The 26,405-nt window shown below is 61.7% G+C and carries 28 protein-coding genes; 12 read left to right on the forward strand and 16 right to left on the reverse strand.

The features are described 5' to 3' along the window. Nucleotides 1-111: 111 nt before the first annotated feature. From AC0IW7_RS20550 to AC0IW7_RS20575, 6 genes are read right to left on the reverse strand one after another with little or no spacing between them, the layout of a single operon-like run. Nucleotides 112-675, reverse strand: a complete 564-nt coding sequence (locus AC0IW7_RS20550) for a hypothetical protein (RefSeq protein ID WP_471820472.1) — start codon at nucleotides 673-675, stop codon at nucleotides 112-114. Further along, a complete protein-coding gene (locus AC0IW7_RS20555; protein ID WP_471820474.1) occupies nucleotides 672-1,790 on the reverse strand; it encodes a beta-ketoacyl synthase N-terminal-like domain-containing protein in 1,119 nt (372 codons plus the stop codon). Before AC0IW7_RS20555 ends, AC0IW7_RS20550 begins: the two co-directional genes overlap by 4 nt. Continuing rightward, nucleotides 1,787-2,053 (reverse strand): acyl carrier protein, encoded by a 267-nt coding sequence (locus AC0IW7_RS20560; protein WP_122453878.1) that lies wholly within the window; start codon nucleotides 2,051-2,053, stop codon nucleotides 1,787-1,789. Before AC0IW7_RS20560 ends, AC0IW7_RS20555 begins: the two co-directional genes overlap by 4 nt. After that, nucleotides 2,035-3,222: an ABC transporter permease gene (locus AC0IW7_RS20565; RefSeq protein WP_471820475.1), complete on the reverse strand. Its 1,188-nt coding sequence runs from the start codon at nucleotides 3,220-3,222 to the stop codon at nucleotides 2,035-2,037. The genes AC0IW7_RS20560 and AC0IW7_RS20565 overlap by 19 nt, the downstream gene beginning before the upstream one ends. Beyond that, nucleotides 3,219-4,103, reverse strand: a complete 885-nt coding sequence (locus AC0IW7_RS20570) for an ABC transporter ATP-binding protein (protein WP_471820477.1) — start codon at nucleotides 4,101-4,103, stop codon at nucleotides 3,219-3,221. Before AC0IW7_RS20570 ends, AC0IW7_RS20565 begins: the two co-directional genes overlap by 4 nt. Further along, entirely contained in the window at nucleotides 4,096-4,503 is a 408-nt protein-coding gene (locus AC0IW7_RS20575) for a beta-hydroxyacyl-ACP dehydratase (RefSeq protein WP_471820478.1), read from the reverse strand. The genes AC0IW7_RS20570 and AC0IW7_RS20575 overlap by 8 nt, the downstream gene beginning before the upstream one ends. 108 nt (nucleotides 4,504-4,611) lie before the next feature. Here AC0IW7_RS20575 and AC0IW7_RS20580 point away from each other — a divergent pair, with 108 nt between their 5' ends. Then, nucleotides 4,612-5,166 carry a methyltransferase family protein gene (locus AC0IW7_RS20580; RefSeq protein WP_122493508.1) on the forward strand — a complete coding sequence of 185 codons (555 nt, stop codon included), beginning with the start codon at nucleotides 4,612-4,614 and terminating at the stop codon, nucleotides 5,164-5,166. 108 nt (nucleotides 5,167-5,274) lie between these two features. Here the strand turns inward: AC0IW7_RS20580 and rimK are convergent, their stop codons facing one another. Both rimK and rimB read right to left on the reverse strand, forming a co-directional pair. Next, nucleotides 5,275-6,177, reverse strand: a complete 903-nt coding sequence (gene rimK, locus AC0IW7_RS20585; protein ID WP_122493507.1) for a 30S ribosomal protein S6--L-glutamate ligase — start codon at nucleotides 6,175-6,177, stop codon at nucleotides 5,275-5,277. Beyond that, nucleotides 6,174-6,653, reverse strand: coding sequence for a retropepsin-like aspartic endopeptidase RimB (gene rimB / locus AC0IW7_RS20590; protein WP_122454126.1), 480 nt, complete (start codon nucleotides 6,651-6,653; stop codon nucleotides 6,174-6,176). Before rimB ends, rimK begins: the two co-directional genes overlap by 4 nt. 105 nt (nucleotides 6,654-6,758) lie before the next feature. On the opposite strand from rimB, the gene AC0IW7_RS20595 reads away from it, so the two are divergent. The 4 genes from AC0IW7_RS20595 to AC0IW7_RS20610 all read left to right on the forward strand — a co-directional run bounded on the left by AC0IW7_RS20595 (nucleotide 6,759) and on the right by AC0IW7_RS20610 (nucleotide 10,486). Beyond that, nucleotides 6,759-7,160, forward strand: a complete 402-nt coding sequence (locus tag AC0IW7_RS20595; RefSeq protein ID WP_471820480.1) for an RNA-binding S4 domain-containing protein — start codon at nucleotides 6,759-6,761, stop codon at nucleotides 7,158-7,160. Nucleotides 7,161-7,285: 125 nt separating this feature from the next. Next, entirely contained in the window at nucleotides 7,286-8,173 is an 888-nt protein-coding gene (hslO, locus tag AC0IW7_RS20600; protein WP_122454127.1) for an Hsp33 family molecular chaperone HslO, read from the forward strand. Between the two features lie 153 nt (nucleotides 8,174-8,326). After that, nucleotides 8,327-9,871 carry a phosphoenolpyruvate carboxykinase gene (locus AC0IW7_RS20605; RefSeq protein ID WP_471820482.1) on the forward strand — a complete coding sequence of 515 codons (1,545 nt, stop codon included), beginning with the start codon at nucleotides 8,327-8,329 and terminating at the stop codon, nucleotides 9,869-9,871. A 192-nt stretch (nucleotides 9,872-10,063) separates the two neighbouring features. Continuing rightward, entirely contained in the window at nucleotides 10,064-10,486 is a 423-nt protein-coding gene (locus AC0IW7_RS20610; protein ID WP_463540943.1) for an HPF/RaiA family ribosome-associated protein, read from the forward strand. Between the two features lie 73 nt (nucleotides 10,487-10,559). Here AC0IW7_RS20610 and AC0IW7_RS20615 read toward each other — a convergent pair whose 3' ends face one another. The 3 genes from AC0IW7_RS20615 to AC0IW7_RS20625 all read right to left on the reverse strand — a co-directional run bounded on the left by AC0IW7_RS20615 (nucleotide 10,560) and on the right by AC0IW7_RS20625 (nucleotide 12,612). Beyond that, on the reverse strand, nucleotides 10,560-10,769 hold the full coding sequence (locus AC0IW7_RS20615; RefSeq protein ID WP_122453887.1) for a YgdI/YgdR family lipoprotein: 210 nt from the start codon (nucleotides 10,767-10,769) through the stop codon (nucleotides 10,560-10,562). Between the two features lie 145 nt (nucleotides 10,770-10,914). Then, on the reverse strand, nucleotides 10,915-11,409 hold the full coding sequence (locus AC0IW7_RS20620) for a hypothetical protein (RefSeq protein ID WP_471820484.1): 495 nt from the start codon (nucleotides 11,407-11,409) through the stop codon (nucleotides 10,915-10,917). 291 nt (nucleotides 11,410-11,700) lie between these two features. Further along, nucleotides 11,701-12,612, reverse strand: a complete 912-nt coding sequence (locus AC0IW7_RS20625) for a LysR family transcriptional regulator (RefSeq protein ID WP_471820486.1) — start codon at nucleotides 12,610-12,612, stop codon at nucleotides 11,701-11,703. A 130-nt stretch (nucleotides 12,613-12,742) separates the two neighbouring features. Here AC0IW7_RS20625 and AC0IW7_RS20630 point away from each other — a divergent pair, with 130 nt between their 5' ends. From AC0IW7_RS20630 to AC0IW7_RS20650, 5 genes are all read left to right on the forward strand, one after another. Then, nucleotides 12,743-13,984 carry a 3-hydroxyacyl-CoA dehydrogenase gene (locus AC0IW7_RS20630; protein ID WP_471820488.1) on the forward strand — a complete coding sequence of 414 codons (1,242 nt, stop codon included), beginning with the start codon at nucleotides 12,743-12,745 and terminating at the stop codon, nucleotides 13,982-13,984. Further along, a complete protein-coding gene (locus tag AC0IW7_RS20635) occupies nucleotides 13,981-15,771 on the forward strand; it encodes an acyl-CoA dehydrogenase C-terminal domain-containing protein (protein ID WP_471820490.1) in 1,791 nt (596 codons plus the stop codon). Before AC0IW7_RS20630 ends, AC0IW7_RS20635 begins: the two co-directional genes overlap by 4 nt. A gap of 136 nt (nucleotides 15,772-15,907) precedes the next feature. Next, nucleotides 15,908-16,897 (forward strand): CE1 family esterase, encoded by a 990-nt coding sequence (locus AC0IW7_RS20640; RefSeq protein ID WP_471820491.1) that lies wholly within the window; start codon nucleotides 15,908-15,910, stop codon nucleotides 16,895-16,897. 27 nt (nucleotides 16,898-16,924) lie between these two features. Continuing rightward, on the forward strand, nucleotides 16,925-18,088 hold the full coding sequence (locus tag AC0IW7_RS20645) for an iron-containing alcohol dehydrogenase (protein ID WP_471820492.1): 1,164 nt from the start codon (nucleotides 16,925-16,927) through the stop codon (nucleotides 18,086-18,088). Between the two features lie 22 nt (nucleotides 18,089-18,110). Further along, on the forward strand, nucleotides 18,111-18,548 hold the full coding sequence (locus AC0IW7_RS20650) for an acyl-CoA thioesterase (RefSeq protein WP_471820493.1): 438 nt from the start codon (nucleotides 18,111-18,113) through the stop codon (nucleotides 18,546-18,548). Nucleotides 18,549-18,700: 152 nt separating this feature from the next. On the opposite strand, the gene AC0IW7_RS20655 is transcribed toward AC0IW7_RS20650, so the two are convergent. Further along, entirely contained in the window at nucleotides 18,701-19,168 is a 468-nt protein-coding gene (locus AC0IW7_RS20655; protein ID WP_471820495.1) for a glycine zipper domain-containing protein, read from the reverse strand. 270 nt (nucleotides 19,169-19,438) lie between these two features. Between AC0IW7_RS20655 and AC0IW7_RS20660 the strand changes: the two genes are divergently transcribed. Further along, on the forward strand, nucleotides 19,439-20,506 hold the full coding sequence (locus tag AC0IW7_RS20660; protein ID WP_471820497.1) for a DUF2157 domain-containing protein: 1,068 nt from the start codon (nucleotides 19,439-19,441) through the stop codon (nucleotides 20,504-20,506). Continuing rightward, nucleotides 20,503-21,288, forward strand: coding sequence for a DUF4824 family protein (locus AC0IW7_RS20665; RefSeq protein ID WP_463384609.1), 786 nt, complete (start codon nucleotides 20,503-20,505; stop codon nucleotides 21,286-21,288). Before AC0IW7_RS20660 ends, AC0IW7_RS20665 begins: the two co-directional genes overlap by 4 nt. 6 nt (nucleotides 21,289-21,294) lie before the next feature. Here AC0IW7_RS20665 and AC0IW7_RS20670 read toward each other — a convergent pair whose 3' ends face one another. The 4 genes from AC0IW7_RS20670 to yrfG form a co-directional block, all read right to left on the reverse strand. After that, a complete protein-coding gene (locus AC0IW7_RS20670; protein ID WP_471820499.1) occupies nucleotides 21,295-23,625 on the reverse strand; it encodes an FdhF/YdeP family oxidoreductase in 2,331 nt (776 codons plus the stop codon). Continuing rightward, entirely contained in the window at nucleotides 23,622-24,464 is an 843-nt protein-coding gene (gene fdhD, locus AC0IW7_RS20675) for a formate dehydrogenase accessory sulfurtransferase FdhD (RefSeq protein WP_471820501.1), read from the reverse strand. Before fdhD ends, AC0IW7_RS20670 begins: the two co-directional genes overlap by 4 nt. Nucleotides 24,465-24,697: 233 nt before the next feature. After that, on the reverse strand, nucleotides 24,698-25,585 hold the full coding sequence (locus AC0IW7_RS20680) for a LysR family transcriptional regulator (protein WP_463384611.1): 888 nt from the start codon (nucleotides 25,583-25,585) through the stop codon (nucleotides 24,698-24,700). Nucleotides 25,586-25,611: 26 nt separating this feature from the next. After that, nucleotides 25,612-26,277, reverse strand: a complete 666-nt coding sequence (gene yrfG, locus AC0IW7_RS20685; RefSeq protein WP_471820503.1) for a GMP/IMP nucleotidase — start codon at nucleotides 26,275-26,277, stop codon at nucleotides 25,612-25,614. Between the last annotated feature and the right edge of the window lie 128 nt (nucleotides 26,278-26,405).

Genomic DNA, 26,405 nt, shown 5'->3' on the forward strand with positions numbered 1-26,405 from the left:
GGCCTCAGCCCTGTTGCTTACAGAGCAAAGGCCGCCATGGCTTAACCAGTACCGTCCAACTTTTGGGGCGCACTTCAGCCTGCGGGAGAGGGTTGGGGAGAGGGCAGCGGTTTAAAGCGTTACGTTCAAATCCAGCCGCTCCACCGCAATCCCACTCACCAACTCATCAAACCCGCCAGCCGCCACGCCATCCCCTTCGACCAACACCCCCTGCACACAAAACCCCTCCTGTTCGTCCACCACAATCAGCAGCGCTTGGCTAACCACGCCATCGGCCAGATCGGTGCGCGCCAGCCCGAGCAATTGTGACCACACGCGCCGCCCGGCGCCGATAAACAGGTTGGGTCCGTCCAGCCCCAGTTGCTGCGCCACGTGAAAGCCGGCGGCGTTGCTCACGCTGTTAACGAACTCGAAGGGTTTGGGCTGTTTGTGATGGGCGCAGACCGCTTCCAGCAGCGCGATCATGGTCGGGCGCGCCGGGTGGCGGGAGGCCAGGTATAAGCCGCAGTCGCGGCGCACGTGTTGCTTGATCGCGGCGGCCGCCAGCAGGGCCTGGAAGATCAGGCGGTCGATGCGTCGTGGCGGGGTGCTTAGCCATTGGCTCAGCGCGGCTTTCAGGTCTTTGTCACTGACGCCCGACGAGCCGCGAATTTCACTGGCTGCAATTACGTTCATTGCGGTTCTCCAGCGGCGCAGCACTGCATGACAAGGGTGGCGTTGTTGCCGCCGAAGCCAAAGAAATTGGCCAGCACAAGGGCGTCTTCCGCCAAGGCAATCGGCTCGCCGCTCAGGGGCAGGCTCGCCGCGTCGGCGTAGTCCAGACCGGGCAATGCCGCGTGTTGCAGCGCATGCATCAGCAGCAGGGTTTCGCTCACGCCGCAGGCGCCGAGGGTGTGGCCGAGCCACGGTTTGAGCACGCACAGCGCCGGCATGTTTTCGCCATACAGGCTGAGCATGCCGTTGCCTTCGGCGTGGTCGTTGGCTTGGGTGGCGGTGCCGTGCAGTTTCACCAGGGCCACCTCGCTGGCGCGGCGATGGGCGCTGCGCAAGGCTTGCTGCATCACCCAGTCGATGTGGCTGCCGTCTTCGCGGGTGGTGGTCAGGCTGGTGGTGTCGCAGGCGCTGAAACCGCCGAGCAAACGAGCCAGCGGTGCGTCGCCAGGCTGTAAAGCGAGCAGGGCGGCGGCGTAGGTTTCGCCGAGCACCAGGCCGTCGCGTTGCGGATGAAACGGGCGGTAGTCGCCGCTGGGGCTGAGCAGGTCGAGGGCGCCGAAGCCTTGCATGGCCAACGCGCTTGGGGTTTCAAAGGCGATGACGACGGCGCTGGAAAATTGCCCGCCTGACAACAAGCGAGCACCGTACAGCAGGCCATTGGCCGCGCTGGTGCAGGCGGTGTTGAGGGTGAAGGCATCGGCAAAACCCCAGCGCTCACGCAGCTGCTCGGCGACGCGGTCGAGCGAGGTGGAGTTGTCTGGCAGGAAGTGGCCTTGGGCGCGGGCCTGCGCTTCCAGTTCGGTGATGTCGAGGCTGGTGCTGGCGACGATCAGCAAGCAATCGTCCAGCGCGCTATGGCCGTGGCCGAGGGTTTCGCTCAGCAACCGATCCATGCGCGCGTCGAAATCTTCGGCGTTGCCGGCTACGTGCAGGTAGGTGCGCGGTTGCTGCAACTCGTGCAGCAAAAACGCCTGGCCCTGCGGGTGCACGCCTTGGCTCAGGGCCAGGCTGGCACTGGCCAAGGTGTCGCCGAGCGCGCATTGCAGGGCGCCGCGTTGCAGGTAAACCGGCGTCACTGCGCTTGCCTGATATAGGCGGCGATGGTGGCGATGGTGTTAAGAATGCGCCGGCCGTCTTTCGCCCCTTCAATGCGCACGCCGTAGTGCTGTTGCAGGGCAAGCGACACTTGCAGCGCATCAAGGCTGTCCATTTGAATGCGGCTTTTGGGGCCGAACAGCGGCTCATCGTCGGCAATGCTTTGCCAGTCGATATCGTCTTCCTTGTCGCATTCACGGATCAGCAATTGCTTGAGCTGTTGTTCTAGTAGTGTGTGGTCCATTGCGTGTGCTGCACTCGCTGCTTGAACAGATACAGCCCCACCGTTCCCAGCACTGCGGCAAGCAGCAGCAGGCGAAGGCAGTAAGGCGCGATGTCGGCCAGTGAGCCATGGCCCACCAGCAACGTGAGAAAGGCGTCCAGCGCCCAGCTCATGGGTGAAACGTTGGCCACTTGGGCCATGGCCGCCGGCATGACGCTTTTAGGCACCATGATGCCGCCGATGGCCGCTAACAAAATATTCATACCGCCGCCCAGCAACAGCGCTTGTTCGGCACTGCGGGCCAACGCCGCCAACAACAGGCCCAGGCAACTGGTGGTCAGCGCAATGCTCAGGGCGAGCACGCCATACGCCAAGCCATTGCCCGGCAAGCTCAGTGGTTCAAGCCCCAACAGCGGCAAGCCATAAACGCCCAATGCCAGCAGCGCCGCGAACTGCAGCAGGTTCAGCGCCATATACGGCAGCACCTTGCTCAGCACCAGTGTGCTCAGGCTTAAGCCTAGACAGCGCAAGCGCAGCAGCGTGCCGCTTTGTTGTTCGCGCTGAAAGCCACCGGCCATCGGCAGCACGACGAAGAACATGCCGAAAATCAGCCAGGCCGGCACGCTCATTTGCGTGGCGTTGGCCTGGGCGCTGAGGTCGCCGTTGGCTAACTGCTGCTGCTCGTCGATCTGGCTTTGCGTGCGCTGCTGCACCAGCGCCAGGCGTTCGGCCGCGCTCATTTGCGGGTCGATGGCGCCGCTGTCTTGCAGGTAGGCGAGCAGGCGGGTTTGCGCCAGCGCGATGCTCACGGCGCTGTACAAACGCTGGCGCGACAGCCGATCAAACTGCGCCGGAAAGCTCAGGCTCGGCCCCTGATGAGGCGCGGTCAACAGCGTTTCGGAAAAGTCGCCGGCCAACCGCACGGTCGCCACGCCCGCCGCCGCGCCGGAGCCGATCTGGCTGTCCGGCAATTGCGCCTGCAAAGCGCTGCGAAAGAAGGCGCTGGCCTCGCTGGCTTGTGGGGCGTTCAGGCTCAGCTGTAGAGGCGGCAGGCGGTCTTGCATGTAGCTCGACATCGCGCCGGCCATCAGCAGCAGAAACAGCGCCGGCATGATAAACAGCACCGCCAATGCGTGAGGGTCGCGCGCCAGCAACAGTGCTTCTTTGCGGATCAGCGCGAGCAGTCTCATAGCTGGCCCCCGTTCAACCGCAGGTACAACTGTTCCAGCGAAGGCCGGCCGAAACGCATCAGCGACGGCAGCGGAGTCTGGCTGCTGATGAACTGACTGATGGCGGCAAACTGCTCGGCATTCAACGCCGCGATGCGCACGCCGTGGGGCTGCATTTCGGCGCGCAGGTGCAGCGCGATCAGCAGCGCCCCGAAGCCTTCGGGAACGTGCTGCGGCCATTCCACCAACAGGCCGTGGTCGGCGCCAAGCAGGGTGGAGGTGTCGAGGTCCAGGCGCACCTGGCCTTCGTGCAGCAGCAAAATACGCTGCGCCACGCGCTCGACTTCTTCCAGGTAATGGCTGGTGTAGATCACTGCTTTGCCGCTGGCGGTCAGTTGCTCCACGGCGGCCAGGAGCAGTTGCCGGCTCTGGGCATCGACGCCAACCGTGGCTTCGTCGAACAGATACACCTGGGCCGGTTGCAGCAAACCGATGGCGAAGTTCAACCGTCGTTGTTCGCCGCCGGAAAGGCTATCGGCGCGGCGATTGAGCTTGTCGGCCAGACCGGTGCATTCCACGCACATCGCCAATCGCTCACGACGCTCACTGCCGCGCAGGCGGTACAGGTCGGCAAACAGATGGAGGTTTTCACCGACCTTCAGGCCCGCATAAAACGCCAACTGCTGCGGCACCAGCGCCAGGCTGCGCGGGCCTTCCCAAATGATCTCGCCCTGCTGCGTGGCAAGCACGTTACTGAGCAGCGAGAGCAGGGTGGTTTTGCCCGCGCCGTTGCTGCCCAGCAGGCCCAGGCATTGGCCCGCTTCCACTTGCAGGTCGATGCCCGACAACGCCGCACGGCTGGCGCCGGGGTAGCTATAACTGAGGGAGCGCAGTTCAAGCACGAACAAGCACCAGCAGCAGTTTGCCGTCCAGAAGCAGGTGGTTGTCGGCGTGAATGCTAAAGCCGTAAAGGGCGCCCCCCGGGCTGAGCGCTTCTTGAGTGGCTTCGACCAACAGCTGGCCGTCGCGAGCGCCGGGTTCATGGTGCAGCTGGAGGTGTGAGAGCTTGCCGACCAAGGCCATTTCGATGGCACTGTCGTCGCCGTATAAGGCACCATGCGCGCCGCACAATTGGGCGGCGGCTTCGAATAACAAGCACGGTGAAGCATCGGCACCGAACGCGGCCAGGTACTTCCATGCGCTCAAACCCTGGATGCGTTGAGCGTCATGGGCGAGCAGGCAATCCAGCCAGAGGGCGTTGCCCTGGTGGGGCAGCAGCGTGTGCAGTGCGGTGCGATCCATTGCCTGCCGGAGTCGAAATTTGGTGGGCCGGCAGTGTAACAGAGGGCCTGCAAGCGGCGCAGCGCCTGCGATAAGCGTGGCGCCGGGGCACGATAAAAGGAGAGGGATATGTGGCAACAATGGCTGGCGTTCGCCCTGGGGTCGGGCGTGCTGGTGGGCATTTCGTGGCGCTCTATGCGCCATCCGCAGTCACACGGGTTTTACCGTTTCTGGGCCTGGGAGTTGATGCTGGCGCTGCTGGTGCTGAATGCGCCGGTGTGGTTTGTCGACCGGTTTTCCTGGAACCAGGATGTGTCGTGGGTGCTGCTGTTTTTATCGCTGTGGACGCTCGGGCTCGGCGTGTATCAGCTGCGCCGCGATGGCCGACCGAGTACGGAAAAACGCACGGATGAAGAGCTGTTCACGTTCGAGCGCACGTCGCAGTTGGTCACCGGCGGCATTTACGCGCTCATCCGCCATCCGCTGTTTTGTTCGCTGCTGCTGTTGGCGTGGGGCATCTGCTTCAAGCAGGTGACGGTGCTCACCGTGCTGCTGGCGCTGGGCGCGAGCGTGTTTTTGTACCTGGCGGCCCGGCGCGATGAAGCCGAATGCACCGAGTTTTTTGGGCAGGCGTATCGCGAGTACATGCAGCGCACGAAGATGTTCGTGCCGTATGTGTTTTAAGGAACGTGCGGTTTTGTAGGAACGGCTGGGCGGCGTATCGATCAGCCGCGATGCTGTTGCTTCAAGCGCATCGCGGCTGAAGCCGCTCCCACAAAACGGTTATGTCGCCTAGCCCTTGCCTTTGGTGCGGACCATGTTCGGCCCGCCATTTTCGAGGTGCTGAATGATGATGCTGCCGACGTCTTTGCCGGTGGTTACTTCGATGCCTTCCAGCCCCGGCGAGGAGTTCACTTCCATCACCAACGGCCCGTGGTTGGAACGCAAAATATCTACACCCGCCACTGACAACCCCATCACCTTGGCGGCGCGGATGGCGGTCATGCGTTCTTCCGGGGTGATTTTGATCAGGCTGGCCGTGCCGCCACGGTGCAGGTTGGAGCGGAATTCGCCGGGCTTGGCCTGACGCTTCATCGAGGCGATCACTTTGTCGCCGACCACGAAACAGCGAATATCGGCGCCGCCGGCTTCCTTTATATATTCCTGCACCATGATGTTTTGCTTCAGGCCCATAAAGGCCTCAATCACCGACTCTGCTGCCTTCTCGGTTTCACACAGCACCACGCCGATGCCTTGCGTGCCTTCGAGCACTTTGATCACCAGCGGCGCGCCGTTGACCATGCGGATCAGGTCGGGAATGTCGTCGGGGGAGTGGGCAAAACCGGTGACCGGCAGGCCGATGCCTCGGCGTGAGAGCAGTTGCAGCGAGCGCAGTTTGTCCCGCGAGCGGGCGATGGCCACCGACTCGTTAAGCGGGAACACGCCCATCATTTCAAACTGGCGCAGCACCGCGCAGCCATAAAAGGTGACCGAGGCGCCGATGCGCGGGATCACCGCATCGAAGCCTTCCAGCGGTTTGCCGCGGTAGTGAATCTGCGGCTTGTGGCTGGCGATGTTCATGTAGGCGCGCAGGGTGTCGATCACCACCATTTCATGACCGCGCGCCTCTCCGGCTTCAACCAGGCGTCGGGTGGAATACAGACGCGGGTTACGCGACAGCACAGCGATCTTCATGCAGCACCTGTGGAAGTAGAGGAGGCCGGGAACGCCGGTTTGTCTTGGATGTAACTGAGGCCCGGATTGACCACCAGTTGGCCGTCAATCAAGGCTTTGGAACCGAGTAGCAAGCGATAGCGCATGGCCTTGCGACAGGCCAGGGTGAATTCCACCTGCCACACGCGATCACCCAGCGCCAAGCTGGTGCGGATCACGTAACGGCTTTGGGTCTGACCGTTGGAGCTCTTAATGGTTTTAACTGCTACAAGCGGCGCTTCGCAGCGTCGGTGACGCAGCTGCACCAAGGTGCCCAGGTGCGCGGTAAACCGAACCCAGGGCTGACCATCGCGTTCAAATGGCAGAATGTCGGTGGCGTGCAGGCTGGACGTGCTGGCGCCGGTGTCGACCTTGGCGCGCAAGCCGGCCACGCCAAGATCGGGCAAGGCAATCCATTCCCGCAGGCCGATTACCGTGAGTTGGTCGAACGTCTTCAAAGGCGGCATTCCCCAAAAGGTGATCGGATTCTAGCCGGGCAGTATGACAACCGCATCTGCCGATGCGGGTTACCGTAAAGGCGTCACGAAACCATAAGGCGATTCATGAAAGACAGCGACGACGACAACAAAGTACGCCTGGATAAATGGCTGTGGGCCGCGCGTTTTTTTAAAACCCGCGCGCAAGCCAAAGAAGCAATAGAAGGCGGCAAAGTGCATTGCCGGGGCGAGCGTTGCAAGCCCGGCAAAGAGCCGAAGGTGGGCGATGAAATACAAATCCGCATCGGCTTCGACGAACGCACGGTGGTGGTGCAGGCATTGTCTGCCGTGCGCCGTGGTGCACCCGAAGCGCAGCTTTTATACAGCGAGACGCCTGAGAGCATCGCCCGTCGCGAAGAAGCCGCCGCGCAGCGCAAAGCCGGCAATATCGGCGTGGAAACCGATGGCCGGCCAAGCAAAAAACAGCGCCGTCAGCTATTCCAGTTCCGGGGTGATCGCGGGCTGTAGCTCACCGCCATCTGGCGCCAGCGCCTCATAGACACGACCCGCACCCCTGATAGAGAAGACGCGCTTGGTCGCCGTTGGGCTTTGCGCATAAAATCGCCGGCCCTGGCAAAGGTTGCGAATCCGCTATGTCTGATTTTTCCCAACGCTTTATGTTCGACGACAGCGATGTGCGCGGCGAACTGGTGTCCCTCGGTGAGAGCTACGCCCACGTGCTGGCCAAACACCCCTACCCGGAACCGGTCGCGCAATTGCTCGGCGAGCTGCTGGCCGCGGCCGCGCTGCTGGTTGGCACCATGAAGTTCGATGGCTTGCTGGTATTGCAGGCGCGCAGCTCCGGCGCCGTGCCGTTGCTGATGGTGGAATGCTCGAGCAACCGCGAGCTGCGCGGCATTGCCCGTTACCACGAAGAGCAGATTACCGCCGACGCCGGCTTGCGCGAGCTGATGCCCGAAGGCGTGCTGACCCTGATCGTCGATCCCAGCAAAGGGCAGCGTTATCAAGGGATTGTTGGTCTCGACGGAATCAATTTGTCGGAATGCCTGTCTGACTACTTCGCGACATCTGAGCAACTGCCGACTCGCTTCTGGCTCAACGCTGATGGACGTCGTGCCCGGGGCCTGCTTTTGCAGCAGCTGCCGGCCGAACGCCTCACCGATCCGGAAGACCGCGCCGCCAGCTGGCAGCACGTCACCGTGCTTGCCGATACCTTGAGTGCCGAGGAGCAGCTGGGGTTGGACAACCCGACCTTGCTGCACCGTCTCTACCACGAGGAAACCCTGCGCCTGTTCGACCCGCAACCGCTGCAATTCAAATGCAGCTGCTCGCGGGACCGTTCAGCCAACGCACTGGTCAGCCTGGGCGAGGCGGATGCTGAAGCACTGCTGGTGGAAAGTGGCGGCAGCATCGTCATTGACTGCCAGTTCTGCAACGAGCGTTACGCGTTCGATGCGGCAGATGTGGCGCAACTGTTCGCCGGTGGTGGGGTGAAATCCCCCTCCGATACTCGGCACTGATAATGCAGGGCGTTTAACGCCCAGTGAAATGATAGAGGCTGCACCTGAATTGTGCTTTCTGGCATAATCCGGCCACTTTTTTAGATGTAGTAGTTTTTTGATCGTTACTACAAAACGTTTGGAGGCTCGGCTTCAGGCCGACGGGGACCCCATATGACGCAAGCCAATAACGCCGTTTATACCGACATTTCCGCCGCACAACTGGTTGAAGAGGCCATCCGTCGTGGCGAAGGCGAACTTGCCGCCAACGGCTCGCTGGTTGTTCGTACTGGCCACCGCACAGGCCGTTCGCCGGTAGACCGTTTCATCGTTGACGAACCCAGCACCTCTTCCGCGATTGCCTGGGGCCCGATCAACCGCAAGTTCCCCGCTGACAAGTTCGACGCCCTGTGGGAGCGCGTTGAAGCGTTCGCTGGCGCGACCGACCGTTTTGTCTCGCACGTGCATGTAGGCGCTGATCCAGCCCACTACCTGCCCGTGAAAATGACCACCACCACCGCCTGGCACAACCTGTTCGGCCGCTGCCTGTTCATTGAACCGGCTGCCTACAACCCGAGCAGCAAAACCGAGTGGCAAGTGCTCAACGTTCCAGGCTTCGAATGCGTACCTGAGCGTGACGGCACCAACTCCGACGGTTGCGTGATCCTCAACTTCGCCGCCAAGAAAGTGCTGATCGCTGGCATGCGCTACGCCGGCGAAATGAAGAAAGCCATGTTCTCCGTGCAGAACTTCCTGCTGCCGGCCGTTGACGTGCTGCCAATGCACTGCGCCGCCAACATCGGCGAAGAAGGCGACGTGACCTTGTTCTTCGGTCTGTCGGGCACCGGTAAAACCACCCTGTCGGCCGATGAAAGCCGTTACCTGATCGGTGACGACGAACACGGCTGGGGCGTTGGCAGCGTGTTCAACATCGAAGGCGGCTGCTACGCCAAGTGCATCGACCTGTCGCAGAAGAACGAGCCAGTAATCTGGAAAGCCATTCAGTTCGGCGCCGTACTGGAAAACGTTGTTCTCGACCCGGTCACCCGTCTGCCGAACTACGCCGACGACAGCCTGACTCAAAACAGCCGTGCTGCTTACCCGATCGAACTGGTCGACAAGCGCTCCGAGAAAAACCTCGGCGGCGAGCCGAACGCTGTGATCTTCCTGACCTGCGACCTGACTGGCGTGCTGCCACCGGTGTCGATCCTCAACGAAGAGCAAGCGGCGTATCACTTCCTGTCGGGCTACACCGCACTGGTCGGTTCCACTGAAATGGGCTCGGGCGGCGGCATCAAGTCGACCTTCTCCACCTGCTTCGGCGCGCCGTTCTTCCCGCGTCCGGCTGGCGAATACGCTGAGCTGCTGATCAAGCGCATCCGTGGCTTCGGCTCCAAGGTTTACCTGGTAAACACCGGTTGGACTGGCGGCGGCTACGGCGTGGGTAACCGTTTCAACATCCCCACCACCCGTGGCGTGATTGCAGCGATTCAAAGCGGCGCGTTGATTGGCACCGAAACCGAACACCTGCCGATCATCAACCTCAACGTACCGAAGTCGGTACCAGGCGTTGAAACCAAGTTGCTGAACCCACGCAACACCTGGAGCGATGGCAACGCTTACGACGAAGCGGCCAAAGGTCTGGCGCAACAGTTCATCGAGAACTTCAAGAAGTTCGACGTTTCTGACGCCATCAAAAACGCCGGTCCTCAGCTGTAAGAGCCCGATGTTTTAAAAACCGCCTTCGGGCGGTTTTTTTATGGGCATTCGTTGGGTTGAGCAAAGCGAAGCCCAACGGACCCAACGCCGCGCCCATCAGAAACATCCCGCGCGACATACATCAGTGCTTTGCCTGAACCTTGCCTGTATACCTGGCCTCCAATACCTACAACCGTCGTAAACGAGGTAGCTATGCAAGTTCAAGTCAACAGTAACGATATGCAAGGCAGTGCCCGTCTCCAGGAGTGGGTAGGCGCAGCGGTAACGGATCGGCTGGAACGGTACGATGACTTTCTCACCCGGTTGGAAATTCACCTCAGCGATGAAAACGGCGCCAAGTCCGGTTCCGAAGACAAACGCTGCCAGATCGAGGCTCGGCCAAAAGGCCATCAGCCCATTTCGGTCACGCACAAAGCTGAATCGCTGGACCTAGCCGTTGAAGGCGCCGCCGAAAAAATGCGCCACGCCCTCGAACATTTGATGGGCCGCCTCGACGCGAAAACCGTGTCCACCGGCCACATGCCTACCGAACTCAACGAAGACACCGGCGAAGACCCCGACGCGTTGTTGCAGGAAGAATTCCTCGCCAAGCAGGACGCACTTGGCAAAGATTGATGAGCACCGGCCGCTAAGCCGGCCATAAAAAAACCGCCTCCAGGGGCGGTTTTTTTTGCTCAGCGAATCGGCATTAACGCTCGATCAGTTGACGCACTTGGGTCTGCGGAATCTGTTGCGAATTGCCTTCGGCATCTTCGTATTCCAGCAGGCCGGTTTCCTCATCCAGCTCCGGCTTGCCCTGAGCATTGATCATTTGGCCGTCGGTGGTGTTGATAATGTAGTCGCTGGCGCAGCCGGAAAGGGTCAGCAAGCAGCAGGCAGCAAAGATCCACTTTTTCATGGTTGGTACTCCTTTAGGTAGGTCTACAACCATTGACCGGGCGCTGCGCTAAAGGGTCCATGTTTTTCTGCGCGCATTCATCGAGGCTAAAGCCTTTCCTACAAAAACGCCGCCACTGTAGGAGAGGCTTTAGCCTTGATGGGCATTACGCAACCAGCCCACGATTAAGCAGATCCGGCCCATTCTGCGTTTCCTGATAAACCGAAATCGCCTGCGTCGCGACCCGCGTCGTGACCTGATTGGGATCAAGGCCAAACGCCTGCGGATTGTTATCCACCTCTAACTGCTGCCGCGCTAGATTTTCGGGCGAGAAAGGGTTGTTGATGTCGTCCTGCAATGCGTCAAAGGCTGCCTGTCGGGCCTGGGCTAACTGGTCTTGCAGCTCTTCGATCTGCTGCTGCCGGGCATCGCGTAATTCAGCCTGACGCTGTTGTTGCAGCTCCCGCTGTTCCTGCGCCCGCAACTCACGTTGCTCTTGCAGTTCCTGCTGACGGGCCAGTGCGGCTTCGTTGTTTGCCGCCAACCGCTCCGCCAGCGAGGTGGCTGCCGCCCCATCGGTTGGGGTGGTCTGGAACGGACTTCGCACTAACGGTGTGCTGGTGTAATAGGCGTTGTTCACGCTGTCGATGGCTAAGGGCATGACGTTCTCCCTGGTTTCATGGCCTGGGAATGTCAGTGTAAGTGCGGCCGGCGTGTGCCTTTAGGCGGATGTGGCATATGGCGCCAAAGCAGATGTTCTAGAACTTTTTCGCCGTATCGCTGACAGGCGTTTATCCAGCCAGCGCGCCGCTGCGCTTGATCGCCCGCGGCTTGCGGCCTGTAGCGGATCGGTCGAAAAAGGCCGGGGAAAGCCGTTGATGTCGACTCGACGCTGCTCGCAACCCATGACCTGCGCGAGAACCCGACGAACGTCGCCCTTTCGGTTGCCGATTTAGTGCTCAGGCTTGCCAATTTGCATGATCTGCTCCACCAGCCATTGCAGAGCCGGGTCGCGCAGACGCTGGCCGAGATGGACGACCTCGAGGTGAAACGGCCCCAGCGGCATGGGCAAGTCCCATAGCGTTAACGGCAGTAGCTCGGCGAAATGTCGCGCCAGTTGGCTGGGCAGCACCGCCGCCAACTCGCTTGTCGCCACGATATGCGCCGCCTGCAAATAGTTCGGCGTGGTGTAGGTGATGGTGCGGTTCAGGCCCTGGTCGCCCAGCCACTGGTCGACCATGCCGCGCGTTTGCCCGCCGTGTACCCAGAGGTGACGCAGCGCCAGGAAGCGCTCTAGATCAAGCGGTGCCTCATCGACAAAAAGCGGGTGCCCGGTACGCACGGCCAGTTGCAGCGTTTCGCTCATCCAATGGCGGCGCGCGAAACGCGGGGGAATCTCTTCGAAGCGGCCGAGCACCAAGTCCAGCTCGCCTTTGTCCAGCGCCTCGCTGGGCAAGGTCGGGCTCAGGTGATGGATTTCGATACGAATACCCGGCGCCAGCCGACTAAGCTGCTCGATCAGGCGCGGCATGCAAATCAGCTCGACGTAGTCGGTCACGGCAATGTTGAACCGCTGTTTGCTGCGCGCCGGCTCGAAAATTTCGCCGGCGCTCAGGCTCTGTTCGATCTGCTGCAACGCCGCCCGGATCGGACCGGCCAGCGCCTGCGCCCGGGGCGTTGGCTGCATGGCGCGACCGACGCGCACCAGCAGCGGATCGTCGAGCAGTACGCGCAGGCGATTGAGCGCATTACTCACCGCCGGTTGGCTCAGGGACAAACGTTCCGCCGCGCGGGAGACATTGCATTCGCGCAGCAACGCGTCCAGCACGCGCAGCAAGTTGAGGTCGAAGGTGGAGATATTCATTGGGTGAATGCCAAATATCACAAGACTAAATTTCAAAAATAGTAGCGCTTTCCTTATGGTGTTGGGCGTTTTTGTATTTGCGTGAGCGGCGCCCGCTACCTGCCCGCACCTGAACAATAAGGAGTCCAAAATGACCCAGAGCACCTACGATATTCAGCGCGCCGCCGTCATCGGCGCGGGCACCATGGGCCGTGGCATTGTCATGAGCCTGGCCAACGCCGGCATTCGCGTGCTGTGGCTGGACAACAACGCGCAGATGCTCGAACAGGCCATGGGTGTGGTTGCCGACACCAACGCGCACAACGTCAAGCTTGGTCGCATCACCGAGGAACAATCCGCCGCTCGCCTGGCATGCGTCACGCCCATTGGCGATTACGCCGCGCTGGCCGAAGCCGATCTAGTGATTGAAGCGGTGTACGAAAACCTCGAACTCAAGCAGCAAATTTTCCGCACCCTGGACGAGACCGTTAAGCAGGGCGCGATTCTGGCGAGCAACACCTCGGCGCTCGACATCGACGCCATCGCCGCCGTCACCCAGCGCCCCGACCACGTACTGGGCCTGCACTTCTTCAGCCCGGCGCACATCATGAAATTGCTGGAAATTGTGCGTGGCGAGAAAACCGCCAAGGCCGTGCTCGATGCCGCCGTCGACCTCGGCAATCGCATCGGCAAGGTCAGCGTGGTGGCCGGCAACTGCGACGGCTTTATCGGCAACCGCATGCTCGCCACCTACGTGCGTGAAGCGCGCATGTTGTTGCTTGAAGGCGCGTACCCACATCAAGTGGACGCCGCACTGCAAGGCTTCGGTTTCGCCATGGGCCCGTTCCGCATGTACGACGTGGTCGGCATCGACCTGGAATGGCGCGCCCGTGGCTTGGCAGGCAAGGGCCAGGATGACCCGGCCGTGCAAGTGGACAACCACCTGTGCGAACTGGGCCGCTTCGGGCAGAAGTCGCGCATGGGTTACTACCGCTACGCCGAAGGCAGCCGCCAGGCCGAGCACGACCCGGAAGTGGACGCGCTGGTGCTGCAGGTGTCCGAAGGGCTTGGCTTTAAGCGCCGCTCCATTGGCCAGGAAGAAATCCTCGAGCGCTGCCTGCTGGCGCTGGTGAACGAAGGCGCGAAAATTCTCGAAGAAAACATCGCCGCCAACAGCCATGACGTCGACCTGGTCTACCTCAACGGCTACGGCTTCCCGCAAGACAAAGGCGGCCCCATGAGCTGGGCCGACAGCCAAGGCGTGGACGACATACTCGCTCGCCTGCACGCCTTGCAAAACCACTACGGCAACCACTGGCAGCCGGCCGCACTGATCGAAAAACTGGCCGCCAGCGGCAAACGTTTCTCCGATGTTAAAGAGGGTTCGCTATGAGCTACCAAGCCCCCCTGCGCGACATGCGCTTTGTATTGCATGAAATGTTCGACGTTGGCGCTCACTGCGAACTGCTCGACAACGGCCTGGACCGCGAACTGGTCGATGGCGTGCTGGAAGAAGCCGCGCGCTATACCGGCGAAGTGATCGCACCGCTCAACCGCAACAGCGACGAAGAAGGCGTCACCCTGATTAACGGCGCGGTCACCACGCCCACCGGTTTCCGCGACGCTTACCAGCAATACGTCGACAACGGTTGGGCCAGCATGACCGGCCCAACCCAATACGGCGGCCAGGGCTTTCCACAAATGGTGGCGGCCAGCTTCCACGAAATGCTGATGGCCGCGAGCCTGTCGTTTCGCGTGTACTCGGGCCTTACCGAAGGCGCGGTGCTGGCGCTGTACAAACACGGCAGCGAAGAACTGAAAAGTGCCTACCTGGGCAAGATGGTCAACGGCAGCTGGACCGGCACCATGTGCCTCACCGAACCGCAAGCCGGCACCGACCTCGCGCTGCTGCGCACCAAGGCCGAGCCGCAGGCCGATGGCAGCTACGCGATCACCGGCAGCAAAATTTTCATCAGTGGTGGCGAGCAGGACATGTCGGAAAACATTGTCCATCTGGTGCTCGCCCGTCTGCCCGATGCGCCAGCGGGCGTGAAAGGCATCAGCCTGTTTTTGGTGCCCAAATACATCGCCAAATCCAACGGCGCGCCGGGCGAGAAAAACACCCTGAGCTGTGGTGCCATCGAACACAAGATGGGCATCAAAGGCGCCGCCACCTGCGTGATGAACTTCGACGGCGCCAAAGGCTGGCTGGTGGGCTCGGCCAATCAGGGCCTGGCGTGCATGTTCACCATGATGAACGACGCCCGTTTCCAGGTCGGCCTACAAGGTCTCGGCGTGGCCGAGCGCTCTTACCAGGGCGCCCTGGCTTACGCCCGTGAGCGTCTGCAATCGCGTGCACTTACTGGCGCGGCGGCACCGGACAAAGCGGCCGACCCGATCATCGTGCACCCCGACGTGCGCCGCATGTTGCTGACCCAGAAAACCCTGGTGGAAGGCAGCCGCATGCTCGCCGCCTACACCGCGCGCCAGCTCGACCTGGAACACGGCCATCCCGATCCGGCCGAGCGCAAAGTGGCCAGCAAGCGCGTGGCGCTGCTGATTCCCATCGTTAAATCGTTCTTCACCGACATGGGCCAGGAAGTGGCCAGCCTCGGCGTGCAGATTTACGGCGGCCACGGCTACATCCGCGAGTGGGGCATGGAGCAACTGATGCGCGACAGCCGCATCACGCAGATCTACGAAGGCACCAACGGCATTCAGGCGCTGGACTTCATTCGCCGCAAACTGATGGGCGACGGCGGTGCGGAACTGAACGCCGTGCAAGACGAATTCGCCGCCCTGTGTGACGCGCAAGCCAGCCGCAGCCAACTCGCTGACCTGGTGCAACCGCTGCAAGAGCGTCTGCACGAATGGCGCGACCTGACCGCACAAGTGCTCGCCGCCAGCAACCGCGACCCGCAAGAAATCGGCGCCTGCTCGGTCGACTTCCTGCAATACAGCTCGTACCTGTTGCTGGCTGGCCTGTGGCTGCAAGCCGCTGCCCGCGCGCAAGATGCGTTGGACGCAGGCGCCGGCGAGGCCGAGTTCTACGAAGCCAAACTGCACAGCGCACGCTTCTACATGCGCCGTGTATTGCCGCGCGTCAGCAGCCACCGCGAGATGGTACTGGGCGGCGCGGATTGCCTGATGGCGTTGCCGGAGGCGCATTTCGCGTTCTAAGCGTACGGCTCTGGATTCTGAATTCCCCGCTTCGCGGGGACGATGGTGAAATAACCAACACCACCGTCATCCCCGCGCAGGCGGGGATCCAGAATCTTCAGTCGATCATCCATAACAATAAAAAAGAGGGTGCCGATTGAAAAAGCGCTTCCGTGTACTCATCGTGCTGCTAGGCCTGTTGGCCTGCCTATACGCCTACTTCGCCTACGCCCCCCGGCCCAACCCGCCGGCCCTGAGCGCCACCGTGCAACACGACCACATCCAGGTCGGCACGCTGGACCGCCAGTTTAGCTACTACATTCCGAAAAACCTGAAAGCCAACGCACCGCTGGTATTCGTGCTGCACGGCTCGTTGCAGACCAGCGACGACATCCGCGTGTACACCGGCTACGAATTCGAGCGCCTGGCCGACGCCCACGGTTTCGTGGTGGTCTATCCACAAGGTTTCGAAAAAAACTGGAACGACTGCCGCCTGGTCGCCGACTACGCCGCGCGCCAGCAGAACATCGACGACAAAGGCTTTATCGCCGCGCTGATTCAACGCTTCGCCCAGCAACACCAGATCGACCGCTCGCGGACGTTTCTCACCGGTTACTCCAGCGGCGGGCACTTGGGTTTCCGCTTTGCGCTGGAACAACCGAATCTGCTCGCGGGCGTGGCGGCGGTGGCGGCGAGCTTGCCCACTGGCGATAACCTTGCGTGTGAAACCAGCGGGCAGCCGGTGTCGGTGCTGGTAATCAACGGCACCGACGACCCGATCAACCCGTTCAACGGTGGCAAGGTCACGCTGTTTGGTCTGGGTAATCGCGGCACGGTGCGATCGTCCGGCGACACCGCCGCCTACTTCGCCGGTTTGAGCGGTTACCCCGCCAAGGCCACCCAGGAGCAGCACCCGAGCGATTCAGTGCGTTTGCAACAATGGCAAGCCGCGGGTAAACACGAAGTGGCGCTTTACGCGCTGGCCGGCGGCGGGCATTTGGTGCCGCAGCCCATGTACCGCGCCCCACGCTTGCTGGGCCGCAACACCGAGGGCTTTAACGGCCCCGAGGCCATCTGGAATTTCTTTGCCCGCCAGCCTTCCGTATCGCCTGGCGGCGCCACACCGACAGCTGCCGTTCAACCGTGAGCGCGCCATTAACCTAAGGAGAACGCCATGCATCCTTTCAGCTTTGCCACCACCGCGCAGATCATCTGCGAATCTGGCTCGGCACGCCGCCTGGCCGCCTTGTGCCGCGAGCGCGGCGCCCACTCGGTGCTGGTCGTAACTGACCCGGGCATCACCAAGTTCGGTTTGCTCAACGACGTATTGCCGGGCTTTGCCGACGAAGGCCTGAGCGTGGCGGTGTTCGACCAAGTGGTCGCCGACCCGCCCGAAGCCATCGTGCTGCAAGCCGCTCAGCAAGCGCGTGAATTGGGCGCAGAACTGATCATCGGCTTCGGTGGCGGCAGCTCCATGGACGTTGCCAAGCTCGTGGCGCTGCTGGCGCACCCGGCGTGCAGTCAGTCGTTGAAAGATATCTACGGCGTGGGCAATGCACGCGGTCAGCGCTTGCCGCTGATTCAGGTGCCGACCACCGCCGGCACCGGTTCCGAAGTGACTCAGATCGCCATTATCACCACCGGCGAAACCACCAAAATGGGTGTGGTTTCGCCGCTGCTGTTGCCCGACCTGGCGCTGTTGGACGCCGACCTCACCCTCGGCCTGCCGCCCGCAGTCACCGCCGCCACGGGTATCGACGCCATGGTTCACGCCATTGAGTCGTACACCAGCGCCCTGAAGAAAAACCCGCTCTCCGATTTGCTCGCACGCGAAGCCTTGCGCCTGCTCGCCGCCAACCTGCACGAAGCCGTGCAGAACGGCCAGAACCGCAGCGCCCGCCAGGCGATGCTGCTCGGCGCGTTACTGGCGGGTCAGGCGTTTGCCAATGCACCGGTTGCGGCCGTGCATGCGCTGGCCTATCCGCTGGGTGGGCACTTCCACATTCCCCATGGCCTGAGCAACGCGCTGGTGCTGCCGCACGTGCTGCGCTTCAACGCCTCGGCGGCCAGCGCGCTGTACGCCGAGCTGGCGCCGCTGTTGCTGGGTGACAAGCTGCAAGCCGGCGATACCGCGAGCCTGACGGAGCAATTCATCACCGAACTGTCGGCGCTAAACGAGCGTCACGGCCTGCCAAGCCGTCTGCGCGATGCCGGTGTGCCGCAGGAAATGCTCGCGCAACTGGCCAGCGACGCCATGCTGCAACAGCGTTTGCTGGTGAATAACCCTCGGGAAATTACCGAAGCCGATGCCTTGGCGATCTACCAAGCCGCCTACTGATCCACTTGAACCGAGCACACCCATGACCGACCGCCAACATTTGCGCAGCGACTACGCCCACTTCCAGCCGATCACCACGCGCTGGCACGACAACGACGTGTATGGTCATGTGAACAACGTGACCTACTACAGCTTCTTCGACAGCGCGGTGAATACCTACTTGATCGAAGTCGGCGGGCTGGATATTCACAGCGGGCCGGTGGTGGGCTTTGTGGTCAGCTCCTCCTGCGACTACTTCGCCTCCATCGCCTTTCCCGAGCGCATCGACATTGGTTTGCGGGTGGGGAAACTGGGCAACAGTTCGGTGCAGTACGAGCTGGCGGTGTTCAAGGCCGGCGAGCAGGAAGCCTGCGCGGCGGGGCGCTTTGTGCATGTGTTTGTCGATCGCGAGACCAACCGGCCGGTGGGTATTCCGGATGGGCTGCGCAAGGCGATGAGTGAGTTGGTGGTGACGTCGTAAGGGTTGGGTTCGGCGTTTGCAGGAATCGCGGCTAATCGGAGTGCCGCCCAGCCGCTCCTACAGGTTGGCGGTTACTGTGGGAGCGGCTTTAGCCGCGATGGGCCACCCCGCAATCCTCGAAAAAAAACCGCCCATCCGGGCGGTTTTTTTATTCAGTCGTGACGACGATGTTTGTGTTTTTTATGGCCGTAGTGATGGCCATTGTCGTGCCGATAATTACGACGCTTGCCGTGGCTCTCACGTTCGTCGTCGGCGCGGCTGGCACTGCCGTAGTTGTTACCCAGCGCGCCACCTGCCGCGCCGCCCAAACCGGCACCGACGATGCCGCCCGTGCTGCCGCCAATTTTGTTGCCGATCACGCTACCGCCGGCAGCGCCCAAACCGCCGCCGATGGCTGCTTCGGTCTTGTTGCCTTTGCGTGCGCCCACTGCGCCGCCAGCTGCACCGCCAACGCCGGCACCAATTGCGGCACCGGTGGAACCGCCCACCTGTTCGCCCACCACCGACCCCAACACACCGCCCAATGCGCCGCCAATACCGGCTTCGGTATTGCCTTCGGCTGCAAACGCCTGGCTGCCAAGCAAGCCAAGGGACAACAGGAACATGCGCGAGTACTTCATGCAGGAACGAGCCTATGTAGGAAAGACGCGCCGATCGTGTATGCGCTTGGGTACACAAACAAGCGGCAAACGACGTGCGGTAGGGGGTTTGTCACGTTTCATAAATATATGTTTTCCCTCGGAAACTTTTGTATTTTCAGCTGAGTCTGAGTGCTCTTGTAGCCAAGGCTTTCGCCACAGTTTCTGCCAACGCCTTCACGGCCGGAGCTGTATTACGTTTCCCGCCTTTCTGCCAGAATCGCCTGCACTTTCCCTCGCCAAGGAGCAGGCATGAACGCCGAACAGGCACAGCAACGGCTCGGTCAGATCGAGGCGTTTCGCCAGGAACTCAAGCAGCTGCACGCCGAGCAGGTGTTAACCCTCGACGCCGAACAGCGCCAGCGAGTCGATGACCACCATCGGCAGTTGCTGAACCACTTCTCCGCCACGCTGAATATCGATGCCGACGAGCGTTCGCGTCAGCTGTCGCTTGGCATGCGCGTCGCCTCGCTGTTCGGGGCGTTGGCGCTGGCGGCCAGTTTGTTTTTCCTCTTCCACCAGTTCTGGGGCGTGTTCAGCGAAGGCCAACAGGTGGCCATGTTGCTGGGCACCACGCTCGGCACCTTTGCCCTCACGGTATGGCTGCACGGCCACGACCGTAGCGGCTATTACACCAAGTTGGCGGCGCTGATCTGCTTCGTGGCGTTTGTGCTGAACCTGTCCCTGGCCGGGCAGATTTTCAATATCACACCCTCAGACAAAGCCCTGATCCCTTGGGCCGGGCTCGCGTTCCTGTTGGCCTATCAATGCAACCTGCGCTTGTTGCTGGCGGCGGGACTGATCTGCGTGGGCGGTTATATCGCTGCGCGGGTCGGCGCGTTTGGCGGCGGCTATTGGTTGTCGGTGGGGCGGCGTCCAGAGAATTTCTTCCCCTCGGCGCTGGTGCTGTTCTGCTTGCCGCTGGCGATCAATCACGCGCGCTTCCATGGCTTTGCCGCGTTGTACCGCGTGTTTGCGCTGCTGTTCGTGTTTCTGCCGGTGCTGGTGCTGTCGTTCTGGGGCGAGGGCAGTTACCTGCCGTGGGAAGCCAGCGCGGTGGAGTCGCTGTATCAATACCTGGGCTTTGTTCTCGCCGGACTCGGCGTATGGCTGGGTATTCGCGCCGGTTGGCGCGAGGTGAGCACCACCAGCGTGGTGTTTGGCGTGCTGTTTCTGTACACCAAGCTGTTCGACTGGTGGTGGGAAACGCTGCCCAAATACCTGTTCTTCCTCGCCATCGGCGTGATTGCGGTGTTGCTGCTGGTGCTGTTGCAGCGGCTGCGACTTTACGGCGTGAAAACGCGCGGAGGTGCGCTATGAGCCCGTTGAAACGAACCTTCTGGCTCGGCGCCGGGCTGATTCTGCTGAGCAACGCCGTGGCGCTTGGCGGCGTGTATTACAACCGCAGTGGCGAGCCAGACAGCATGTTGCGCTTGTCGGAACGTGAGTTGTCGGTGGCCTACAACAGCGTGATGAACAACAACGACGCCGCTGGCCAGATGCTGCAGCTGGATGCACGCCTGGCGGACGGCTGGGTAAACCGCGACAAACTGCGCGAGCTGGGTTTTGAGATCGGCGAGCACGGCGAAACGTACAGGCGCGACCGTTGGGAGCGCGAGGCGCTGGTGGTGCTGGAGCTGAACGGCGAGCAATACCAGACCGAACTGACAGCCGCAGAAGCCGAGCTGAAACAGGCGCAAATCCAGTTTGCCGCTGCGCCAGACAGCCCGGAGGCAAAACAGGCGCTAGACAACGCCGACTACCAATTGAGTCGCTTCAAGGCCAATAACACGCGGCTGTATGTGGTCGACGCCGGCCTGGACGCCGACAGCTTGCGCCAGCGTTATCCGGACCGCAGTCGCTACAGCCTGGCCCGCGCCAGCGTGCGCGCAGGCTTCAAATGGAGTGCCGGTGTGCCGACGCCAGACGACTACACACTGTATTTCGAGCTGGCTGAAGTCAGCGTGCCGAGTCGCTGGCGCACGGTGTTCAGTGCCTGGAATCCGTACGACCGGGCGGCCGAAGAGCGCAACAAGGTCAGCGTGGACGTGACCTTCGGCAAGCGCTTCGAGCCGTGGATTACCAGCGCCAAAGCGCAATAGCAGCGGTCAGACAATCCGCCCGTTATCGCGCGCCGGCTCCAGGCGGATGGCGACGAACTTCGAGGTCGGCGTAAAGCTGCCGTCGCCGACGCTCTCCAGCGGCACCAGCGGATTAGTCTCCGGGTAATAGGCGGCGGCCTGGCCGGCGGGAATATCGAAGGCCAGCAAGGTAAAGCCGCTGATGCGCCGCTCGCGGCCGTCGCCCCATAGCGAGAGCACGTCGACTTTCTGCCCCGGTTTGTAACCCAGCCGAATGATGTCCGCCTCGTTGGCAAACACCACGTCGCGCTGACCTTTGACGCCACGGTAGCGGTCGTCGAGGCCGTAAATAGTGGTGTTGTACTGGTCGTGCGAGCGCAGGGTTTGCAGGATCAGGTCCGGCACTTCGCCACGGGCGCGAATACCTTCGTGAATCAGGTCTTCCGGCAACAGGTTGGCCTTGAACACGGCCAGGCCAGACGCCGTGTTCCAGCGCCGCTGACCGGCAGCGTTGCCCAAGTAGAAACCGCCTGGGTCGCGGGCGCGTTGGTTGAAGCCTTGGAAGCCCGGCACCACGTCGGCGATCAGCTCGCGGATGCGGTCGTAGTCCTCGATCAGCCAGTTCCAGTTCACTGGCTTGTTGCCCAGCGTGGCGGCGGCAATGCCGGCGACGATGGCCGGTTCCGAGCGCATTTGCTTACTCAGCGGCTGCAACTGGCCGTTGGAGGCATGCACCATGCTGAAGGAGTCTTCCACGGTGACCGCTTGCGGGCCGCCGGCTTGCTGGTCGATATCGGTACGGCCCAGGCACGGCAGAATCAGCGCCTGCTTGCCGATGGTCAGGTGGCTGCGGTTGAGCTTGGTGCTGATCTGCACGGTGAGGTCGCAGTTCTGCAGCGCCTGGTGAGCGCGCGGCGTGTCGGGTGTGGCTTGGGCAAAGTTGCCGCCCAGGCCGATAAACACCTTGGCGTCGCCGTCGAGCATGGCGTGAATGGCTTCCACGGTGTTGTGGCCGAATTCTCGCGGCACTTTGAAGTCGAAGCGGCGCTCCAAGGCGTCGAGGAAAAACGCTGGCGGGCGATCATTGATGCCCATGGTGCGGTCGCCCTGCACGTTGCTGTGACCGCGCACCGGACACAGGCCGGCGCCTGGTTTGCCGACGTTGCCGCGCAGCAGCATCAGGTTGGCGATTTCCTGAATGGTCGGCACCGAATGGCGATGCTGGGTAATGCCCATGGCCCAGCACATGATCACGCGGTCGGCCTGGCGATAGGTGTGCGCCATGGCCTTGATGTCGGCTTTGCTCAAGCCGGACTGGGCAATGATGTGCTCCCAACTGGTGGCTTCGACCGCCTCTAAATACGCTTCAACTTGCGTGGTGTGCTGGGCGATGAACGCTTGGTCGAACACCGTAGAAGTGCCCTTGGCTTGCGCCTCGCGCTCCCACTTGAGCAGAAATTTCGCCATGCCGCGCAGCGCCGCCATGTCGCCACCCAAGGCCGGCCGGTAGAACGCCGTGTTGGTCGGGCGATCGCCGTTGCTGAGCATTTCCAGAGCGTGTTGCGGATTCTGGAAACGCTCCAGGCCGCGCTCTTTCAGCGGGTTCAAACACACCACCTGGGCGCCGCGTTTTACCGCTTCGCGCAGCGGTTCAAGCATGCGCGGGTGGTTGGTGCCGGGGTTTTGGCCGATGACGAAAATGGCGTCGGCATGTTCGAAATCGTCAAAGGTCACCGTGCCCTTGCCGACGCCGACGCTTTGCCCCAGCGCTACGCCACTGGCTTCGTGGCACATGTTCGAGCAGTCGGGGAAGTTGTTGGTGCCGTAGGCGCGCACGAACAGTTGATACAGAAACGCCGCCTCGTTGCTGGCGCGGCCCGAGGTGTAGAACTCGGCCTGATTGGGGCTGGCCAGCTTGTTGAGGTGCTGGGCGATGAGCTCGAACGCGGCGTCCCAGGCGATCGGTTTGTAGTGATCGCTGGCCGGGTCGTACACCATCGGCTCGGTCAGGCGGCCTTGGTATTCGAGCCAGTAATCGCTTTGCTCACGCAGCGTGGTGACGCTGTGTTTGGCAAAGAACGCGGCATCAACCCGGCGCTTGGTGGCTTCCCAGTTCACCGCCTTGGCGCCGTTCTCACAGAACTTGACCATGCCGCTTTCCGCCGACTCGCCCCACGCGCAGCCGGGGCAATCGAAGCCACCGTGCTGGTTGGTTTTCAGCAGGGTGCGGATGTTTTTCAGCGCGTTGTCACTGTCCAGCCAGAAGTGCGCCACGCTTTTCAGCGCGCCCCAACCGCCGGCGGCGCCTTTGTAGGGCTTGTAGCGCTGGGTGGGGTGGGTGTCGACTTGATGGGTCATTGCGCGAACTCCGGGCTGTACACCCGCGGCGCATTGTTATGCGGCAGGTGAATCAAATTAAGGTGGTGCCGACGTGCCCATTGCACGGCCAGGCCGGTGGGTGCCGAAAGGCTAACGAGTGTGGTAATGCCGGCGCGCAGCACTTTCTGAATGAGTTCCAGGCTGCAACGGCTGGTCACCAGGGCCAGGCCGCTGGCGGTGGAAATCTGTTGGCGTAGGAGGGCGCCGATGAGTTTGTCCAACGCGTTATGCCGGCCGATGTCTTCACGGCCCAGCAGCAGCTCGCCCTGACCGTTCATAAACACCGCCGCGTGCACCGCGCCGCAGTGCTGGCCCAGCGGTTGGAAAACAGTGATGCGCTGGCGTAAGTCGATGAGCCAGGCAGCGGGCGGCAAGGGGGCAGGCTTTAACGGACTGAGCGATGGCAGCGCTTGTTCAACGGCCTCGACGCCACACAAACCGCAGCCGCTGGTGCCGGTGAGCTGGCGGCGTTGCTGCTTGAGTTCCCAGAAGGCGCGGCTGCTGACTTGCACATCGGCCTGACGGGCAGAGCCGGTGCCGCTGAGGACGACGTCATAAATCTCGTCAATCGACTCAACGATACCGTTGGCGAGGCTAAACCCTACAACGAAGTCTTCCAGATCAGTGGGCGACACCAGCATCACCGCCTGGTTGATACCGTTGAACGAAATGGCCAGCGCCACTTCCTCTGCCAATTCCACAGACGCAGCAGTGCCGTGCTCCAGCTCGTAAAAGCGGTAGCCCTGGCTGGCTTGTTCAGACGTGGTGGAGGAATCGCAGGCGGAAGCCGCCGCAAGAGGCTGGCGTTTGCTGTTCATTGTCGTCACCGAGTTGCACGAGGTTCGGTTGATCGTTATTTGAACAGCCTAGGCCGCCCGTCGGTCGGCGTCTAATCGCTAGTTCTGATGCGGTGATAGAGGGCGTCGATGGGTGCTGAATTGCGGGTTTTGTGGCGCGGCTTGGCGGCATTCCGATTAGCCGCGATTTTCAAGTGCCGAGGTTTCCAGGAATCGCGGCTAAAGCCGCTCCCACAGAGAGCGGTGCGTGTTGGCTACGATTCGAGCAGCATCGCCCCGGCTTCTTGGAAGCAGGCTTCGGCGAGTGCGGAGCGCGGGGCGCTTTTGCGCATGATCAGGCCCAGCGGCGCCAGGGTTTGGGCGTTTTCGATGGGCTGAAGGCGCAGGTGTTTGGTGAGCATGTCGACGCCGCCATAGAGCGGCATGATCGCGCAGCACAGGCCGCCGTGAACGGCCTGCACCAATTGATGCACCACGTCGGTTTCCAGCAGCGGGGTGGGCGTCAGGCCCCGGCTGCGGAAGTTGTGGTTGATCGATTGGCGAAAGTGCATGCCGCTGGATAACAGTCCCAGCGGCAGATTGATCAACGCTTCCCAGGTCAGTTCAGCCGCGTCGAAACGGAAGAAGCGCTGGTCGTACAGCAGGCCCATGCGCGTTTGCATCAAGTTGAGGCTGTCGAAGTGTTCGGCGTTCAGGCGGTCCAGGTACGACACACCGATGTCGAGTCGGTTACTCGCCAAGTGCTCAAGAATTTGCTCGGAGCTGAGCGCCGACAATTCGAAACGCAAGCTGGGGTGCTGCGTGTGCAAGCGCTGCAACAGCGGCACGGGGTCGTAACTGGACAGCGGCACTACGCCCATACGCAAGGTGCCGATCAAGCTGCCGCGACAGGCCGCCGCCTCGGCATTCAACCCGTCATACGCCGCCAGTACGGTGCGCGCCCAGGCCAGCACGCGCTCGCCCGCTTCGGTGAACCCTTCGAAGCGCTGACCGCGTACCACCAGCGGCAGCTGCAGTTCTTCTTCAAGGCTGCGCAAACGCATCGACAGGGTCGGTTGGGTGACGTGGCAGCGCGCCGCCGCCTGGCCGAAGTGCCGGGTTTCATCGAGGGCAATGAGGAATTTCAGCTGCTTGATGTCCATCGGTACCTCACTGGCGGGCGTATGGCTTAAAGCAGGCCGTCGATTAGCAAACGGTAGTCTTCCACTGCGCTGAATTCTTCGGTGTCTTTGGGGCCCTTGCGGCTATCGGGCTCGCGCACGGCCAGCAGGTGCGCGACGCCGTATTCCCGAGCGCTGCGCAAAATCGGCAGGCTGTCGTCGATAAACAGGCTGCGCTCAGGCTCGAAGGCATAGTCGTTTTGCAGGGCGGCCCAAAAGCGTTGGTCCTCTTTCGGAAAACCATAGTCATGGGAGCTGATCAGGCGGTCGAAATAGGGCGCCAATTCGATGCGCTCCATTTTCAGCGACAGCGAATCGCGGTGTGCATTGGTGATGAGCACCACACGTTTGCCGGCTTGGCGCAGGGCGACGAGAAATTTGTCGGCGTCGGGGCGCAGGGAAATCAGGTGCGCCACTTCCCGTTTCAGCTCGCGAATCCGCAGGTTGAGTTGAGCGGTCCAGAAGTCGGTGCAGTACCAATTGAGCTGGCCGGCATGATCGCGAAACAGCGGCAGCAAATGGGCATTCGCCTGCTCGCGGCTGAGGCCATGCACCTCGGCGTAGCGCTGGGGCAAGTGCTCAAGCCAGAAGTGATTGTCGAAGTGCAGATCCAGCAACGTGCCGTCCATGTCGAGCAGAACGGTGTCGATGGAAGACCATGGCAGGTGGGACATAACGATAGCTCTGCAGGGGAAGTGGCGTTTTTCACACACGCTGTAAGGAAAAGAGGCGTGATTGAGTCAGCAAGCATAATCCGGCGCGGCGACAATCCGAAAAGCCGCGTTATGATAACCCGCCAGGT

The organism is Pseudomonas sp. AC229 (genome assembly GCF_979254655.1).

Bases quoted from the DNA above. Each gene is read 5' to 3' on its own strand.
- AC0IW7_RS20670 (WP_471820499.1), bottom strand. From the start codon at position 23,625: ATGACCCATCAAGTCGACACCCACCCCACCCAGCGCTACAAGCCCTAC.
- AC0IW7_RS20575 (WP_471820478.1), bottom strand. From the start codon at position 4,503: ATGGATCGCACCGCACTGCACACGCTGCTGCCCCACCAGGGCAACGCC.
- AC0IW7_RS20660 (WP_471820497.1), top strand. From the start codon at position 19,439: ATGAACGCCGAACAGGCACAGCAACGGCTCGGTCAGATCGAGGCGTTT.
- hslO (WP_122454127.1), top strand. From the start codon at position 7,286: ATGTCTGATTTTTCCCAACGCTTTATGTTCGACGACAGCGATGTGCGC.
- AC0IW7_RS20620 (WP_471820484.1), bottom strand. From the start codon at position 11,409: ATGCCCTTAGCCATCGACAGCGTGAACAACGCCTATTACACCAGCACA.
- rimK (WP_122493507.1), bottom strand. From the start codon at position 6,177: ATGAAGATCGCTGTGCTGTCGCGTAACCCGCGTCTGTATTCCACCCGA.
- AC0IW7_RS20605 (WP_471820482.1), top strand. From the start codon at position 8,327: ATGACGCAAGCCAATAACGCCGTTTATACCGACATTTCCGCCGCACAA.
- AC0IW7_RS20665 (WP_463384609.1), top strand. From the start codon at position 20,503: ATGAGCCCGTTGAAACGAACCTTCTGGCTCGGCGCCGGGCTGATTCTG.
- AC0IW7_RS20655 (WP_471820495.1), bottom strand. From the start codon at position 19,168: ATGAAGTACTCGCGCATGTTCCTGTTGTCCCTTGGCTTGCTTGGCAGC.
- fdhD (WP_471820501.1), bottom strand. From the start codon at position 24,464: ATGAACAGCAAACGCCAGCCTCTTGCGGCGGCTTCCGCCTGCGATTCC.
- AC0IW7_RS20595 (WP_471820480.1), top strand. From the start codon at position 6,759: ATGAAAGACAGCGACGACGACAACAAAGTACGCCTGGATAAATGGCTG.
- AC0IW7_RS20650 (WP_471820493.1), top strand. From the start codon at position 18,111: ATGACCGACCGCCAACATTTGCGCAGCGACTACGCCCACTTCCAGCCG.
- AC0IW7_RS20550 (WP_471820472.1), bottom strand. From the start codon at position 675: ATGAACGTAATTGCAGCCAGTGAAATTCGCGGCTCGTCGGGCGTCAGT.
- AC0IW7_RS20565 (WP_471820475.1), bottom strand. From the start codon at position 3,222: ATGAGACTGCTCGCGCTGATCCGCAAAGAAGCACTGTTGCTGGCGCGC.
- AC0IW7_RS20625 (WP_471820486.1), bottom strand. From the start codon at position 12,612: ATGAATATCTCCACCTTCGACCTCAACTTGCTGCGCGTGCTGGACGCG.
- AC0IW7_RS20560 (WP_122453878.1), bottom strand. From the start codon at position 2,053: ATGGACCACACACTACTAGAACAACAGCTCAAGCAATTGCTGATCCGT.
- AC0IW7_RS20615 (WP_122453887.1), bottom strand. From the start codon at position 10,769: ATGAAAAAGTGGATCTTTGCTGCCTGCTGCTTGCTGACCCTTTCCGGC.
- AC0IW7_RS20680 (WP_463384611.1), bottom strand. From the start codon at position 25,585: ATGGACATCAAGCAGCTGAAATTCCTCATTGCCCTCGATGAAACCCGG.
- yrfG (WP_471820503.1), bottom strand. From the start codon at position 26,277: ATGTCCCACCTGCCATGGTCTTCCATCGACACCGTTCTGCTCGACATG.
- AC0IW7_RS20645 (WP_471820492.1), top strand. From the start codon at position 16,925: ATGCATCCTTTCAGCTTTGCCACCACCGCGCAGATCATCTGCGAATCT.
- AC0IW7_RS20635 (WP_471820490.1), top strand. From the start codon at position 13,981: ATGAGCTACCAAGCCCCCCTGCGCGACATGCGCTTTGTATTGCATGAA.
- AC0IW7_RS20610 (WP_463540943.1), top strand. From the start codon at position 10,064: ATGCAAGTTCAAGTCAACAGTAACGATATGCAAGGCAGTGCCCGTCTC.
- AC0IW7_RS20630 (WP_471820488.1), top strand. From the start codon at position 12,743: ATGACCCAGAGCACCTACGATATTCAGCGCGCCGCCGTCATCGGCGCG.
- AC0IW7_RS20580 (WP_122493508.1), top strand. From the start codon at position 4,612: ATGTGGCAACAATGGCTGGCGTTCGCCCTGGGGTCGGGCGTGCTGGTG.